At 33.4% G+C, this 15297-nt stretch carries 13 protein-coding genes; 8 read left to right on the forward strand and 5 right to left on the reverse strand.

The window, feature by feature from the left end; translation table 11 throughout:
* Positions 1–400 precede the first annotated feature (400 nt).
* The 5 genes from C6H17_RS12795 (at position 401) to C6H17_RS03390 (ending at position 3338) form a co-directional block, all read left to right on the forward strand.
* On the forward strand, positions 401–562 hold the full coding sequence (locus C6H17_RS12795; RefSeq protein WP_223808339.1) for a hypothetical protein: 162 nt from the start codon (positions 401–403) through the stop codon (positions 560–562).
* Complete coding sequence (locus tag C6H17_RS03370; protein ID WP_005218965.1) at positions 541–1578, forward strand: AAA family ATPase; 1038 nt, start codon at positions 541–543, stop codon at positions 1576–1578. Before C6H17_RS12795 ends, C6H17_RS03370 begins: the two co-directional genes overlap by 22 nt.
* 501 nt (positions 1579–2079) lie before the next feature.
* Positions 2080–2523, forward strand: coding sequence for a hypothetical protein (locus C6H17_RS03380; RefSeq protein WP_005218966.1), 444 nt, complete (start codon positions 2080–2082; stop codon positions 2521–2523).
* A gap of 30 nt (positions 2524–2553) precedes the next feature.
* A complete protein-coding gene (locus tag C6H17_RS03385; protein ID WP_020995620.1) occupies positions 2554–2961 on the forward strand; it encodes a hypothetical protein in 408 nt (135 codons plus the stop codon).
* A 62-nt stretch (positions 2962–3023) separates the two neighbouring features.
* On the forward strand, positions 3024–3338 hold the full coding sequence (locus tag C6H17_RS03390) for a YbdD/YjiX family protein (RefSeq protein WP_005218970.1): 315 nt from the start codon (positions 3024–3026) through the stop codon (positions 3336–3338).
* Positions 3339–3567: 229 nt separating this feature from the next.
* On the opposite strand, the gene surE is transcribed toward C6H17_RS03390, so the two are convergent.
* The 5 genes from surE to folE all read right to left on the reverse strand — a co-directional run bounded on the left by surE (position 3568) and on the right by folE (position 10824).
* Positions 3568–4419, reverse strand: coding sequence for a 5'/3'-nucleotidase SurE (gene surE / locus C6H17_RS03395; RefSeq protein WP_005218971.1), 852 nt, complete (start codon positions 4417–4419; stop codon positions 3568–3570).
* 123 nt (positions 4420–4542) lie between these two features.
* Positions 4543–6513 (reverse strand): methyl-accepting chemotaxis protein, encoded by a 1971-nt coding sequence (locus tag C6H17_RS03400; protein ID WP_005218973.1) that lies wholly within the window; start codon positions 6511–6513, stop codon positions 4543–4545.
* A 247-nt stretch (positions 6514–6760) separates the two neighbouring features.
* The gene (locus C6H17_RS03405; protein WP_005218974.1) at positions 6761–8926 is read right to left on the reverse strand and encodes a menaquinone biosynthesis decarboxylase; all 2166 of its coding nucleotides are present in this window, start codon (positions 8924–8926) and stop codon (positions 6761–6763) included.
* A 1-nt stretch (position 8927) separates the two neighbouring features.
* Entirely contained in the window at positions 8928–10154 is a 1227-nt protein-coding gene (locus tag C6H17_RS03410) for a hypothetical protein (RefSeq protein ID WP_005218977.1), read from the reverse strand.
* Positions 10155–10218: 64 nt separating this feature from the next.
* Complete coding sequence (folE, locus tag C6H17_RS03415; protein ID WP_005218979.1) at positions 10219–10824, reverse strand: GTP cyclohydrolase I FolE; 606 nt, start codon at positions 10822–10824, stop codon at positions 10219–10221.
* A 205-nt stretch (positions 10825–11029) separates the two neighbouring features.
* On the opposite strand from folE, the gene C6H17_RS03420 reads away from it, so the two are divergent.
* The 3 genes from C6H17_RS03420 (at position 11030) to C6H17_RS03430 (ending at position 14684) form a co-directional block, all read left to right on the forward strand.
* Complete coding sequence (locus C6H17_RS03420) at positions 11030–12403, forward strand: MBOAT family O-acyltransferase (protein WP_005218981.1); 1374 nt, start codon at positions 11030–11032, stop codon at positions 12401–12403.
* 16 nt (positions 12404–12419) lie between these two features.
* The gene (locus C6H17_RS03425) at positions 12420–13511 is read left to right on the forward strand and encodes a DUF459 domain-containing protein (protein ID WP_005218983.1); all 1092 of its coding nucleotides are present in this window, start codon (positions 12420–12422) and stop codon (positions 13509–13511) included.
* Positions 13512–13760: 249 nt separating this feature from the next.
* A complete protein-coding gene (locus C6H17_RS03430; RefSeq protein WP_190318775.1) occupies positions 13761–14684 on the forward strand; it encodes a catalase family peroxidase in 924 nt (307 codons plus the stop codon).
* Positions 14685–15297 lie beyond the last annotated feature (613 nt).

A 15297-nucleotide genomic window follows, 5' to 3' on the forward strand; every position in this document is an offset into this window, starting at 1 on the left:
AAAAAGATTCTAATTTTACTTTTACAAGAGATAGAATCTTATCTGCTTTAATGCTTACAAACAATACAGACCTATAACACATAACACAAAGATTTTATATTTAGATCCTAAAAGCAAAATATTTAAAGCATAAAAAATTATAATTTAACATTATTTATAATTATTTATAATTATTTATCATATTTAATAATAAAACATATTAAATTATCATAAACCATAATAAATAAACATGAATTATGATTATTTATCATTAATTAACATGATTTAACATAAATTATAATAATTTAATATTATTTATCACTATTTATCATAAATCATGCTTACATATCACAACAATATAACATAATATTTAAGCTATAATTGTAAATGACCATAGACAACTACACTTATAAGGATTATCATGCAAAGCACGACAGAATCGTATCAAAACAGACTTATAAAAAATTTCAATATAGCACATAAACGCTATCTTTTTAAAGATATTGATTTTAGTTATAATCTTATTGGAATCATTGGAGCTAGGGAGTTGGTAAGACTACTATGCTTATACAACGACTTTTAGAGTTATTAGCTAGCGGGAATAAAGCTCTTTATATAAGCCTTGATTATCCATTTTTAAGTTCATTTAATCTTAGTGAGTTTGCTTTTTGTTTTGCTGAGAGTGGCGGAGAGTATTTACTGCTTGATGAGATACATAAATATAGCGATTTTGCTTCGCATTTAAAGGCTATCTTTGATTTAAGCGATTTAAAAGTGCTTTTTACAGGATCTTGTGCTATAAGTATTCTAAATGCTAAGAGTGATTTAAGTCGTAGAGTAAGCTTATATAGTCTTGATGGGCTTAGCTTTAGAGAGTTTTTAACGCTTAAACATAATATGGAATATGAGAGATTCTCACTTGAGAATATACTGCAATATCATACAGAAATTACACAAAGCTTATCTATTAATCTAAAAGACTTTAAGGAATATCTACAAATAGGCTATTATCCATTCTATTTTGCTAAGAAGTCTTTGTATATGGAAAGTTTGCTTAATACCATAAATCTTAGCATTGAGATAGATTTAACAACTTTAGGCTTAATAGAGCAGAAATACACTTATAAGCTAAAAAAGCTATTAGAAGTTATAGCAATGAGTGAGCCTTTTACTATTAACTATACTAAGATTGCTACACTTGCTGAAATTAGCCGCACAAAGCTTTATGACTATCTTAGCTATTTAAGAGATGCAAGACTTATTAATATACTGGACTTACACACACAAGGTCTCTCTAAAATCTCTAAACCAAATAAAATATATCTTAATAATACAAATCTAGCTTATGTGTATAAAGATACAAAAATAGGAAATCTAAGAGAAACATTTTTTGTAAATCAAGTGAGTAATGCCTATAAGATAGAAGTCTCAACACAAGGGGATTTTATAGTCGATAATCGCTATATTTTTGAAATTGGTGGTAAGAATAAAAGCTTTACACAGATTAAAGACTTAGCTAACTCGTATCTTATTCTTGATGATATAGCTAAAGGTGATGGGAATAAAATACCTTTATGGCTCTTTGGCTTTTTGTATTGAGATATAGAATCTAGATTCTGCGTTGTCTTTTTAGCACTTTCAAGTGAGTTTGATTCTTATGTGTCGTCATTTATATCTAATAAACTCCCTGCACAAAAATCTGCACAACCCTTGAAATTATCTAAAAATACTTCCGCGGAGGGTGTTTTGATTTTTTACAGAATCTAGATTCGCTAAATTTTCGCCCTTGTCTATGCAATTTGGGCGATTGGCTGAATTGTGATGGATAGCCATATCGCTTAGATAACTCCTACCACCCCAAGTCAGCCAAAGTCTCCAAAGCCACAGAACAACTGCTAGAATTTGTAGTTTTGTTTGCGTGCTCTGTTGGTGTGGATTCTAGATTCGCTTTTATTCATCATGCTAGACCAGCAATTCAGGGCATTTAAACACATAAAATCTCACCCATTTTACACACTAAAATGTCTATATTTTTACATATTTTAATTTTGGAATCCTTTTTGCTTTAAAGCCTATAAATCTATTTTGAAAGGATTTCAAATGCAAGTTTCACAGAATGTTTTACAAAAAAGATATACAGACAGCGTGCATAATCAGCAAGGAATCGACATTCATCATGGCTCAAGGAATCGCTACATTCCAATAAGTGCCGATGAAAACTATTTGCCACAAGATGTGTTTGTAAAATCGGAATATTTGCAAAAGATTGAAGGACTAGGGGATTCTATACAAGGGGGATTTAAGGACGCTTCAAGCTTTATGGCAATGGCAAATGTATTGCGTGGTGAAAATATCCTAAATAGTCAGGATCTAATCGCAGCAGGTTATATCGCTAAAACAAGCGAAGACATTAACTTTGAAGCGTTTAATAAATTATTGCGTAACGAGCAGTTAAGCATGGAGATGAAAGGGCTTATCAGTCAGCTTGTAAATAAGCTCTACAATATCAACTATGTACATGCTGGAATCATGATGGCTTCATAGAGTAGTAGGCTTTCTCTAGCAAGGTTTTCAATGAAAGTTTGTTTTGTGCTTTTGTTTTGCATAATGTTTTATCCACTTTATGCAGATACACAGGACATACCGCTACCAAATCTCAAAAAATCCCAAAGTATAAGTAAGCTACATAAAAATATCACATTACAATTCAGTAAGAATCCAAAGCGCTCTATCTTAAAAAAGCAAGGTATTATCGCAAATAAAATGGCTTCTCATGTATTTAAAGATTCTAAAGAAGTTTGTTATATGCTCTTTTTCTCCGCATTAAAGGATTTACAAACTCAAGCTTTACTACTTGGTGGCACAAAAGTGGGAAACATAGAAAGCTATTTAAATAATAGCCCAAAACGCATTACCAAGTATTTTCAATGCAAAAGTGGTGCAATGTTTAGCATAGTAACGCTACGAGCTGATGTGCGTTAAGCAGTTATTGACATGCCTTGTGAAATGTGCTAGAATGACTTAGCCACACAAAAAGGATTAGCATGGAATCAAAAGACACGCAAAAAACACCTGATGCAATAAATACACAAGATTCGCTATGCCAAGATTCATTACACGGAGAATACAAAGAGAAACAGCAAAAAGATATTGTGTTATCTCTTTTTCAGTTTTGCTTTAAATGGTATAAAGATTCTGAAAAATTTTTTCATCTCTTAGTTGGATTGCCAAGCTATGAAAAATATTTAGACTATCATAAAAAATATCATCCACACTGCACACCAAAAACACGCAAAGAATTTTTCATGGATTCTCAAAACAAGAGATATAGTAGAGATGGTGCTAAAAAATGTTGCTAGAGAAAAATGTCTGCATAAGCATTTGTTGCCCGAAAGTTTATTTATATGAGACAACAAGTGATATAGATTAATGTAACCAAGCAAAAAAGTATCCGCTTTTTACCTAAACTTGCAATCTGTCTATATTTAATACTTTTTATAATCCTATACAAACATGCAATTCAAATGTTTCACATTAAGCTAATATTGCGGCATAAGATTCTATTAATGAATCACCTAACACAAAAACTTATTCTTTCTCCACGCAATATGAATGCAAAGATTGCATACACGCATAATCTGTCATATCAAGCTGCATAGGTGTAATAGATATATAGTTATTTGCCACTGCGTCAAAATCACTTATTATTTTCATATCTTTACGAGTGTAAAAATTATCTTTTAAGTATGGATTATCCGCATTATCTCTTTCTTGCCATTGCAATGGATTTAAGCCTATCCAGTGGTATTTCTGTCCGCGTGGGTTTTGCATGACTTGTGCTTTTGAATTATAGATTCTATATCCAAGCTGTGTAGCTTTAATGCCCTTGCATTCATCTTTTGAGATTGCAGGAATGTTGATATTGAGTAGTTTTCTGTGTCCAATCGTGTAGTTATTATGCAATATATCAAATGAGAGTTGCCTTATTGTATCAAGGGCTAGTGTGAAATCACGATTTGCTAGCTTATCATCTTCGCCATGTTTGTCGTTAATACATTGTGAAATAGCAATACTTTGTATCCCATGCAATGCCCCCTCCATTGCACCTGCGACCGTGCCAGAATATGTTGTATCCTCGCCCAAATTTGCACCGATATTAATCCCTGATATAAGCAAATCGGGTTTTGTGTGAGAAAAAAGCTCACACAAGCCAACATACACGCAATCAGTTGGACTGCCATCATCAAGCTTGTAGAAATCTTTTTCCAATTCTATAAGTTGCAGAGGCTTACTCACACATAAACCATGACCGCATGCTGACTTTTCATGGGCTGGGGCTACGACCACAACGCGTGCAATATCACTTAAAGCGTTACGCAGGGCAATCAAGCCTTGACTAAAATAGCCATCATCATTTGTTAAAAAAATAGTTTTTTTCATAAATTTACCTTAATTTAATTGTTTAAAGGGCGTATTATATCTTATTTTATCGTTATCAAATAGCAAATAAGGCTATGTTAATGTAACAGAATCTAAGCTTTATATGGGTAATGTTTTTTAAGATTATTTATAAAGCACTTCCAAAATACGCTCATACACTGCTATGTGTTCTAGTTCTCTGTCAAGATCATCACCTATTTGTGATTTTTGGGCTATCATAGTTGATATTGCCTTGCCGTTATTTATAAGTTCTGTAATTGTGCTTGATATATTGTGAGATTGTTCTTGAATATCACACATGCCTTGATTTGTATTTTTCACACATTGATCGATAGTTTGCACATTTTCAATGACTGATTTTACTGAAGTGTTTGTATCAACAAGACTTTTTTGTGTCCTTTCAGCTAGACTTCTCACCTCATCGGCTACGACTGCAAAGCCTCTGCCATGCTCCCCAGCCCTTGCTGCTTCAATCGCTGCATTTAATGCTAATAAATTCGTTTGATCTGCAATACCTGCGATAATATCCAAGATTCTATTTAAGTCATCAATGCCAGACAAAAGGCTTTTAATATAATCTTCTAGATTCATATTTTCGCTATTTTTATCCATAGCAGAAGTTAAACCGCTTACAAAGCTATCAAAGCTCATATTTACATCATCAAGATTATTTTCTACACATTTAAAGTCTTCTGCAACATGGGCTAGAGTATCAGATACGCTTTTGAATGTCGGCACACTTGCTTTTAGCTGACTTAGCATTTTTTGATTGATATTATTAATAAGTTCTAATTTACGCATTTTCTTAGTAATAAAATATGTTTTATATTGTGCGTATTGTCTATGGAAAGAATCTACAAGGACATCACTAAATACGCCATTTTCTTGCTTATAGAAAAATATAGCACTTAGAGTTTCATTGATATTCACACCAAGCAATTCTCCAAAAGTTGAGAACCCAACTACAGGAAAATCATTAAAAATCTGCATTGAAGAAAGTCTTTGCGTATTGTTTAGTCGCCTTAAAATACAATCATTAAATATCGCACCAAGCGGTTTTGGCTTGTTTCTCGCAAACTCTTCGTAATCTTTTTTTGTAGATTCTATAAAGTCAGTTCTTTTTAAAAGCAGAATCTCTTCCCCCTTATCAACATCGCAATAAAGACATATTTTGCCATTTTCTATATCAAAATTTGCTACTGAACGCACATAGATTTCATCTTGTATTTTTACACCAAATGTGTATTCTTGCATATAAGTTGGGACTTTTTCAACAGGGCAGTTAAAATGTGTGGCAAGGGCTTGCAGGGCATTTACTTGCGTATAAGTTTTTGTGTCTAAAAAGTCTGTAATAACGCGTGTTTTCATATCAGCATCAAGCACTACAAAATGTGTATTTGTAGGTGCAAAATTTTGTGTTTTAAAGATTCCAAAACGATAACTTTCACGCAATTTGACATAAGTTAGCACCGCTACATTTTGCACAACGCTCGTATTATTATAAATGTAGGTGTTTTTGAAATCAAGCTTTCCACCAGCACTTCCACCCACATAAAAACATGGCAATTTACCTGCATTATAAATCGCTTCCATTAAGAAACTCTCACTACCACTAAGCCCATCAACAAGCACATATCCTAGCGTATCTGTATGCGTGGCTTTAAAGGGTAAGTTCACCTTTCTTACTTCACTTTCAAGCTGTGAGATTTGTGCATTTATATCAGCAGAATCTTTATGCAGGGGCAGCGTATGCACATGTATATGCTCTATCATACTTGCGGCAAAAAGCATGATAGCAACGCCATCACCCTCCATACCATTACCATAAAATTTATCACATGTTTTTAGCTCATCTTGACTGCATAAAAGCCCAGATGAACTTGCTAAAATCACAACGCAGTCGTTTGGTAATGTCTGTTTTATCTTATTTGCAATACTCGCAAAATCCATATTTGGCATAAGATAGCCAATGGCTAATTTTGGCTGAATAGTAAGATTATTAAGCCTTTCTTCTATCTCATGACTTTTAAGATATAGGCTTACTATATGTGTTGTAATTTGCTCTTTTTGTTGTTTTTTTCTAAAACCAAACATAGTTTTCCTTTTATCATCATAAAACTTAGAATCTTGTATATTGTTTATTCAATTAGATTCTATGAAACTATGCTTATTATAACTTTGTAGAATCTAAATTTTGCACCCCAATTACTAATTCTATAACAAAACAGAATTTTAACAATCTTTTGCATTAATATAGATTACATTGTGTATTTTTTATATAAATAATAAAATAAAGAGTTACTATTTTTTACATTAAAGATAAAATACATAAAGCACCAATCTACAAAATCCCAAATTGTTTATAAAACGACTCATCTATGTCGTCTAGTAAGCCTTGCTCTTTTAGATTATTAAGGATAGATTTGGAGCAAAGTGTATCTTTAGGCCATTCTCTATCATAGCCCTCTAACTTGCCCTTAGCGGTTGCGTCTAAAAAAGCACACTCCTTAATAATCTTTAAATCCCTTGCCACATCGATAGAATTTACCACACGCCATACAAGCATATAGTAATTTGTCAAAATATTATCACTATCTACAAAAATAAAAAATGCCCCATATTGTCTAAGGGTTTCATAGAATCTAGTCGCATATTCTAGTATTGGCGTATCTTTTTTGTTTATACCACAGATTATAAGCGGATTTTTATGCTTGTAAATATGCAGAGATTCTATCTCATTTGCGATATTTTTCATAGCTTTTAGCAATTCACTTTCACTTATTTCTACAAAATTATGATTTAATATCTCACCGCTTGCATCAATGCCTAGCTTCCCACTTATAGCAAATCTCTCACACGCATGATCGAGTGCATCGCAGTTCCCAGTAGTGCTATATAGCTTTTTGGTATTAATTCTATCAAGGATATAATCACATAGAATCTTGTAGTCTTTATGCAGTTTTGGTGCTTCTTCACTCACAAAAAGAGCATGTTTTACAAAGCTCATCTGCCCTATGCCAAAGAAAGTATGCATCATTTGCAGACTTTGTGCGGGATAATCTGTCTTTACTTTCGCTAGTATAAGATTATGAAATACGCCATTTTCTGGCATAGAATAGTCAATAAGTCCATGTGCGCTTGTCTGCAAAAGTGGCAGGAAAAGCCGCTCCGTCATATAGCCCATATATTTATCTTCGAGTGGGGGCTTACCCACAACGGTGGCTAGATAGACTGGATTGTGCTTCATAGTGATAGCACTCACTTGCATGATGGGATAAGGCTCTATTGGCGTGTAAAATCCTGTATGATCCCCAAACTTTCCCTCCGGGGCAAATCTGCTTGTATCTACAAAGCCCTCAATCACAATATCACAATCATGCGGCACGGCTAATTCATTACTCACACATTCAGCTAATAGCGGATTTTTAGCGCGTATAAGCCCATATAGCATAAGCTCAAAAATCTTTGGCGGCATAGGGGCTTGAGCGCACCATATATAAAGAGGGTCGCCACCTATGGCAATGCTTACAGGCATGAGTTTATTTGCCCTTTTGTATTCGTGGAAAAAATGCGTTGCATCTTTGTGAATCTGCCAGTGCATAAGCAACTCATTATGAGAGTGAATCTGCAGTCGATACATACCGATATTATTAGATTTACCATCAAGGCTTCGTGTATAAACCTGCCCCATTGTGATAAATCGCCCTCCATCTTCCTCCCAAGTCTTAAGTATGGGAAGTGAAAATAGATCTATTGAATCTTTTGTATAGATTCTCTCTTGACATGGGGGTTTGTTCTTATATTTTTTAGGGAATACATGTCGCATAGCCCATAACTCTTTTAGCTTTGCAAGTTTTTCACTCAAAGTCTTTGGCATGGAGAGATTGAGTAGATTTTTCATCACATTTGCAATAGATTCTAGGGATTTAAAATCTGCGTTTGAGTTGTAATGCGTAGCGATTAACTCGAGTCTTTTTTGAGAGCCAAAGACATTCATTAGGACTGGGATATGAAAAGATTCTATATTTTGGGTGGTTGTGTTAGAATCTTGGTTGCTAGAATCTATGCTGTTAAAATTAGATTCTATAAGATTGGATTCTATATGTGCGGTGTAGGTTAGGTCTTGTGTCATTTGTGTTGTTGGGTGTAGTTTTTTGTCATGTTGAGCATTACGAAAAGGCGAAATATCTTTTTTAGATTCCATGTTAGATACTTCGCCTAAAGGCCCAGTATGACAAGGTTTAGAATCTAGATTTTGAGAAATTTCGCTTTGCTTAGCATGACAATTACTAGATTGCATATTGTGTTGCGTGCATTCCGTGCTAGTCCCTGAAAGTGTAGAATCTTTATGTTTTCTATGTATGGGACGAGTGAAAAGCAGGGCTTTAGAATCTTTTTTCTTCACTTCTAAATAGGCTAAATGCGGGATTTCTAACTCAATATCAAGGGGTGTGTCAATAATCTTTAATTCATTGTGAGATTCTAAAAAGCGGATAAAATCTTGCATACTATTCCTTTATATCATGATTTATGCTAAAAAAGCTTGAGCCACTGCCACTAAAATACACATTGCCATATTTTTTATGTAGCCCTTTTGCGATAGCTTCTAACTCATAGAGATTACAAGCGGGTTTATATAAGTCATTAAGCGTATGTATGTCGTATGTTTGTAATAGCGTAATGGAATCTTTTTGTAAGTCTATATTATCTTTTTTAGAATCTTTTATAGCTTGTTTTTCTCTAGCAAATTCTTTATATACCGCCCCCGTATTACATGCGATAGTATTACAATGGATAAGAAAATGCGGTAATTTTTCATAAAAAGGCTCTATAATCTCGCCTGTGCCATAGACATTTGCACTAAGAAAGTTTATAGAATGATCTTGTCTTTTTTGTTTGAGAGAGTCTAAAAATATAGAATCTAGATTCCTGTCATATTTGCAAGTGTGGGCAAGATCTTCGCTCGTGCGAGTGCGTAAGCACGAAATATCTTTTTTAGATTCTATATTAGAATCTTGTTTAGACTCTTTTATCATTTCTAAGTCTTTAGATATCTTGCTACGCTCAACATGACAAATATTAGAATCTAAGTTTTCATCTTGCGTCTGTTTAAATAAAATAGAATCTAAATCCCCCTTACTTAAGTTTTGCTCTGCATAAAAATATGGTGTGATATGTGTGCCATTTTGCGTATAAATCATAAGGAAAAAGGCTACATCACTACCAAGTGCTTTTGCATATTGATATAGAATCTCTTTGCTGCAATTTAGGTTAAATAACTCATTGAGTAATAAAAGCATTAAAGCTGCATTCACACTGCCACCACCAAGCCCACCGCCAACTGGTATTCTCTTATCCACGATAATATGAATGAAGCAAGGGCTAGTATTAGAATCTATATGTTGGGCTAAAAGCATGTAAGCTTTATAAATGAGGTTATCTTCTAGTTTGCAGTCAAAATTGCCATAGAGATAGCATTGTATTGCGTTATGCTGCTTTGTTGTTTCACTAAATGTTGTATATCTTTGCGGTAATTTTTTGACTAAATCTTTTTGTGTTAATACTTCGTTATCTAAAGGCTCTTTTATAATTAAAAAGGAATCATATAGACTACTTTCTACTAAGCAAAAACGCGATTGCAATGTATGAAGATTCCCTATTTTTTCGCCTATTTTTAATGTGATATTTATCTTTGGATAGGCTTTAGCATAATAAGCTTTCATTGTTTTAGTCATGTAGATTCTCTTATCTTTTAAATAAAAAGGATATTATACATTATTGTTTTAGATTTACACAAAGCTAAGTTTTAATAAGCTGCATAAACTCCATTCTAGTCCTTGAATCTTGCTGGAATAATCCACGCACAGCAGAAGTGAGAATCTTTGAGTTTTGCTTGGCATTACCACGCATTGCCATACATAAATGCAGGGCTTCACAGACTACCATAGCCCCTTTTGGTTTGAGTGAATGCATGATGGTATCAGCGATTTGTGTGGTAAGCTTTTCTTGTATTTGCAATCGTCTAGCAAAGACTTCTACTAGCTTTGATAGATTTGAGATTCCAACGACTTTTTTATCTGGGATATAACCGATTGAGATTTTCCCAAAAAAAGGCAATAAATGATGCTCACACATTGAGTAAAACTCAATATCTCGCACAACCACCATTTCATTACATGCCCCATCGCTAAATACAGAATCTAAAATACTATTAGGATCTATTTCATAACCACTATAAAGCATTTCATGCAGCTTTGCTACTCTCTCTGGCGTTTTTATTAACCCTTCTCTTTTACTATCTTCACCGATAAAGCAAAATAGGTCTTGCATGTAGCTTTGTGTGTTTTTTATATGTGTTTCTATCTTTATTTTTGGCGTTTTTGATATGCTTTTTTTAGATGACATACTATTCCTTTTGATTTACTCTCAATTATAACACATAAAGCAAGATATAGCACTCATGCCCCTATGTTCTTAAAGTGAAATATTATATAAAATCATTTCTAGAATCCTGCGTTTATTCTTTAAAATTTGTTACAATTTGCGTTTTTATTTTAAATATATTTTTATGATTTAGAGTAGTTAGAGTGAATCTTATAATGAGGATATTATGATTTTTTTTACTTTGGAGTTTGCGATTGTATTCTTATTATTTTTCTGTTTATACTGGGGGTTAAAATATGTAGGCAGAATCTATCAAAATGCTTTATTATTGCTATTTAACTACGCTATATTATTATGGATTAATCCTTATTTTGGTCTTGTAGTAGCCATATATACGCTTGTTATCTATCTTTTTTCTAGTCTTATTTATCTGTATGAAACGCGGATTATGCTTACTTTATCGCTTGGGCTTGTTGTGCTAAATCTTGCTTTTTTTAAATATTTTGCTTCCATTAAAGATAGCTTTGATATGATATTTATGCTTGTTGGGCTTGATGTCATTGATATTAATATCTTATTTCCTTTAGGACTTAGCTTTTATACCTTTGCTTCAATTACCTACCTTGTGTCTGTCTCAAAGACTAGAAAAATGGCTAGTCTATTTTCTTTGGCAATATTTTTATCATTTTTTCCTACTTTTATTTCTGGTCCTATTATGCGGAGTGAGTTTTTCTTCTCACAGCTTCATAAAGAAAGACATTTTGGTAAGACAAGTCTTATTTTTACATTGATTTTATTTGGCTTATTTAAGAAAGTATTGTGTGCTAGTTATCTGCAAACCTATTCAGATTCTATATTACAAAATCCTGCTGATTATAGCTCTTTGACGCTTTTACTTGGAATCTATGCGTATGCAGTGCGTCTGTATTGTGATTTTAGTGGCTATGTGGATTTGGTGAGTGCATTTGCCTTAATGCTTGGCTTTAGCTTACCGCAAAATTTCAACATGCCCTATGCAGCAAGAAATATCAAAGATTTTTGGGGGCGATGGCATATTAGCCTATCACTTTTTATACGAGATTATATCTACATTCCTTTAGGTGGGAATAAAAAGGGCTTTTTTCTAGCTCAAGTTTTTGTTATGATTTCTTTTGGCTTATCAGGTATATGGCATGGAAATACCTATAATTTTCTTATTTGGGGGCTTTTGCATGGATTTGGGACGATTTGCTTTAATTGCATGAGGGCATTAAAACTTTCTATACCTATCCCTTATGTAAGTGCTTTTATCACATTTCATTTTGTAACTTTTGCATGGGTATTTTTCTATTATCCAAACCTTGAAGATGCTCTCTTTTATTTAGAATCTTTCATGTTAAATAGCACAAAACCCTTTTTAAATACTGAGATTTTATTATGTATTTTATGTGCTATTTTATTTGTGCTTTATCCATTGTGTGAGAATATGGAGAGAAGATTTTCTATATTTTTCTACAAAATGCCTTTTATTTTGCAGCCATTTATATTTGCGGGTTGTCTTATTGTTATTATAGGATTTGGTCCAAGTGGCATTCCAAACTTTATTTATGCAGGATTTTGATATGCAAGGCACTAATATGGGAGTAATACGCTTTGTTTTTGTGGGACTACTTACTATGCTTTGTGTTTGCTATGTGTATCATAGAAGTATTATTTCCTACATTGTGCAGCAGTATCATTATGCAAGTGATATGATTACCACAGAATCTTCATTTTTTTCATTTGGGGATATGATTGCAGCTAGATTGGAAAAAATGCGAGTTGCCATCTTTGAACCAGAATCTAGCACAATAGAGTTAGCCCTGCCACAATATGATAAATCACCCATAACAGACACATTGGAATTAGATGAAGTCAAAAAGGAAGAGATTGTAGAATCAAATGATACTTCTACAAAAGATTCTAAACTAGCTACCACAAATACACAAAAACCTATATTGCAAGAAGAGACTATAAATACAGAATCTACTTCTACTTACATACAAAGTAGTGATAAAATGCTTATACTACCACCACAAACAAGGTTTTTGCTTATCGGTGATTCTTTAATGCAGGGCATTGGCATGGTTTTACCCCGTATGTTACAACAGCATGGTTTTCGCACAAAAAATCTTGCAAAGCAAAGCACAGGACTTACTTATCCATCGTTTTTTAACTGGGAGAGGGCGACAATGCAAGCCTTTCAGCAGTATAAAGACATAGGCGTATTGGTCGTGTGTCTTGGGGCAAATGATCCGTGGAATATGCCAAAAATGCGTTTTGGCACAGAGAGTTGGGAAGAAGTGTATAAAAATCGGATTCAAGCAATCATAAATATTGCAAAATCACATGGCACACAAGTTGTATGGTATGCAGTCCCTATGACAAAGAATGAAACTTTGAATAAGAAGTTAGCCTATCTCAACACGCTATACTATCAAGTCGTAAGTGCAAATGGCGGGATTTTTCTCACAGCTGATGCGATTTTACATAATGGCAAATTCAGTGCATATATAAAGGATAGCAGTGGAAGAAGTAGATTAGTAAGAGCCCAAGATGGTATCCACTTTACCCCCTATGGCTCAAGACTGCTTGCAAAAACCTTGATAGACCGCATTGTCTTACCCAAACAAGATACAGAAAATGAAATAGATAATGATATAGAAAATATAGATAAAACTAAATCATAAAATCCTTATTGATTTGATATGAGAATTTAAATGGCGGAGGGTGAAGATAAATCGTTCAATCTGTATTCTATATCAAGACATAGAGACACAACACAAACATAATAACACCAAATTTACAGATTTAATATAAAAACATTGTAAGATTTTAGAGTTTTATTTTAATATTAAGGAATGTCAATGTTTTATATGAAAAATGCTACTAAGTTTATCATCTCGAAATTGTTTGTTAGCACTCTGTTTGTTAGCACAATGTGTGTTTATGGAAATGAGACAAAGCAATATGATGCTGAAGGTATTGCTGATGTGTTTTATGCATTAAATGGAGATTCTAAAGATCCACATAAAAAGATTAACCACGCAAAAGGTTTTTGTGCGAATGGAGAGTTTATCCCAGCAAATAACATTACAAAAACGCTAAATATACCATTGTTAAAAGAAAAAAGCATTAAGACAGAAGTGCGATATTCACTTGGTGGTGGAAGCAGAGTGGCAAGCGATAAATCAAAGCCTAGAGGCATGGCATTGAAAATTCAAGGGCAAAAAGATGAATGGGAAATTGTTATGCTAAATACTGAGATTAACTTTGCAAAAAATCCACAGGAATTTGGCGAGTTTTTTGCGATGAGAATCCCAAAAGATGGCAAGGTAGATACTGCCTATATCGCTAAGAGAACAAGCGAGGTCGCCTCATATAAAAACTTTGAAGAATATATGAAAAATATCGGTATAACAGGCAGTGTGGCAAATACGATGTATCACAGCATTCACACTTTTTATTTTAAGGATAATAAGAATAAACTCATTCCGGCAAGATTTAAATTTGTCCCAGCAAATGGCGTAGCCTATCTCAAAGAAAACGAGCTGCAAAAACTTAGCAACGACTTTTTAGAATCTGATTTTAAAGAAAAGAGCAAAAAAGCCCCGATTGCTTATAAGATGATTCTAGTCCTAGCAAATCCAAAGGATAAAACCGATGATACCACAGCCCTTTGGAGTGGTAAGCATAAGGAAATTGAAGTTGGCACATTGCTTGTAAAACAATATAATGGTGATATATGTAATGGCGATGTGTTTATGCCAAATGTATTGCCTAATGGTGTAGAAGCCCCAAAAGACCCGCTATTTGAAACACGCAATGATGTATATTCAATCACTTTTGGTAGAAGACAATAAAAATACAAGAATCACACATCAATAAAAGTTTATGTGTGATTTTAAAGTCAGAGACTGCGGGTTTGTATATGTTTGAGTGTTGCATATAAATCAGCCTTATGCATGGTTTATCTTTATGTCTCAAAGCCTTTTATGCTGTATATTGCAATCCTTGCTTCAATGAATAAAAGTTTATTTCGTCTTTCTTTTGCTTAAAAACACAACTCTAAAAAGATAAGATTCCTAAATTCCACTTTCTACACCCCCCCCCAAGCCCTGCATCTACACGAGGGGTTGAGAATCTAAGCAATAAAACAATTTCATAGATAAATCCAAATAAAATGTACTTTGATTTATACAAAAATTAATTAAAAGGTTTCTGTTATAAAATATTATCTTGCAATATTCTCATTTTTTTGATAGCATAACGAGTTTTCAAGCCCTTTTTAGTTTCAGTAAAAGCTATATTGTTTATAATTTTTCTTGCTTAATTTATATCTATTGCGAAGTGCTAAAAAGTCTGCTAATATTTTAAATAACTCTTGGTAGGCTATAATCTAAGGATTTTAATGCTTTTTTCATCATATATTTTTATTTTTGCCTTTTTGCCTGTGGTGTTTTGTGTGTATTTTAT

This window comes from Helicobacter rappini, assembly GCF_900198625.1.
Classification (GTDB): domain Bacteria; phylum Campylobacterota; class Campylobacteria; order Campylobacterales; family Helicobacteraceae; genus Helicobacter_A; species Helicobacter_A rappini.

Bases quoted from the DNA above. Each gene is read 5' to 3' on its own strand.
- C6H17_RS03425 (WP_005218983.1), top strand. From the start codon at position 12,420: ATGGGAGTAATACGCTTTGTTTTTGTGGGACTACTTACTATGCTTTGT.
- C6H17_RS03385 (WP_020995620.1), top strand. From the start codon at position 2,554: ATGAAAGTTTGTTTTGTGCTTTTGTTTTGCATAATGTTTTATCCACTT.
- C6H17_RS03405 (WP_005218974.1), bottom strand. From the start codon at position 8,926: ATGCAAGATTTTATCCGCTTTTTAGAATCTCACAATGAATTAAAGATT.
- C6H17_RS03400 (WP_005218973.1), bottom strand. From the start codon at position 6,513: ATGTTTGGTTTTAGAAAAAAACAACAAAAAGAGCAAATTACAACACAT.
- surE (WP_005218971.1), bottom strand. From the start codon at position 4,419: ATGAAAAAAACTATTTTTTTAACAAATGATGATGGCTATTTTAGTCAA.
- C6H17_RS03380 (WP_005218966.1), top strand. From the start codon at position 2,080: ATGCAAGTTTCACAGAATGTTTTACAAAAAAGATATACAGACAGCGTG.
- C6H17_RS03370 (WP_005218965.1), top strand. From the start codon at position 541: ATGCTTATACAACGACTTTTAGAGTTATTAGCTAGCGGGAATAAAGCT.
- C6H17_RS03410 (WP_005218977.1), bottom strand. From the start codon at position 10,154: ATGACTAAAACAATGAAAGCTTATTATGCTAAAGCCTATCCAAAGATA.
- folE (WP_005218979.1), bottom strand. From the start codon at position 10,824: ATGTCATCTAAAAAAAGCATATCAAAAACGCCAAAAATAAAGATAGAA.
- C6H17_RS03390 (WP_005218970.1), top strand. From the start codon at position 3,024: ATGGAATCAAAAGACACGCAAAAAACACCTGATGCAATAAATACACAA.
- C6H17_RS03430 (WP_190318775.1), top strand. From the start codon at position 13,761: ATGTGTGTTTATGGAAATGAGACAAAGCAATATGATGCTGAAGGTATT.
- C6H17_RS03420 (WP_005218981.1), top strand. From the start codon at position 11,030: ATGATTTTTTTTACTTTGGAGTTTGCGATTGTATTCTTATTATTTTTC.
- C6H17_RS12795 (WP_223808339.1), top strand. From the start codon at position 401: ATGCAAAGCACGACAGAATCGTATCAAAACAGACTTATAAAAAATTTC.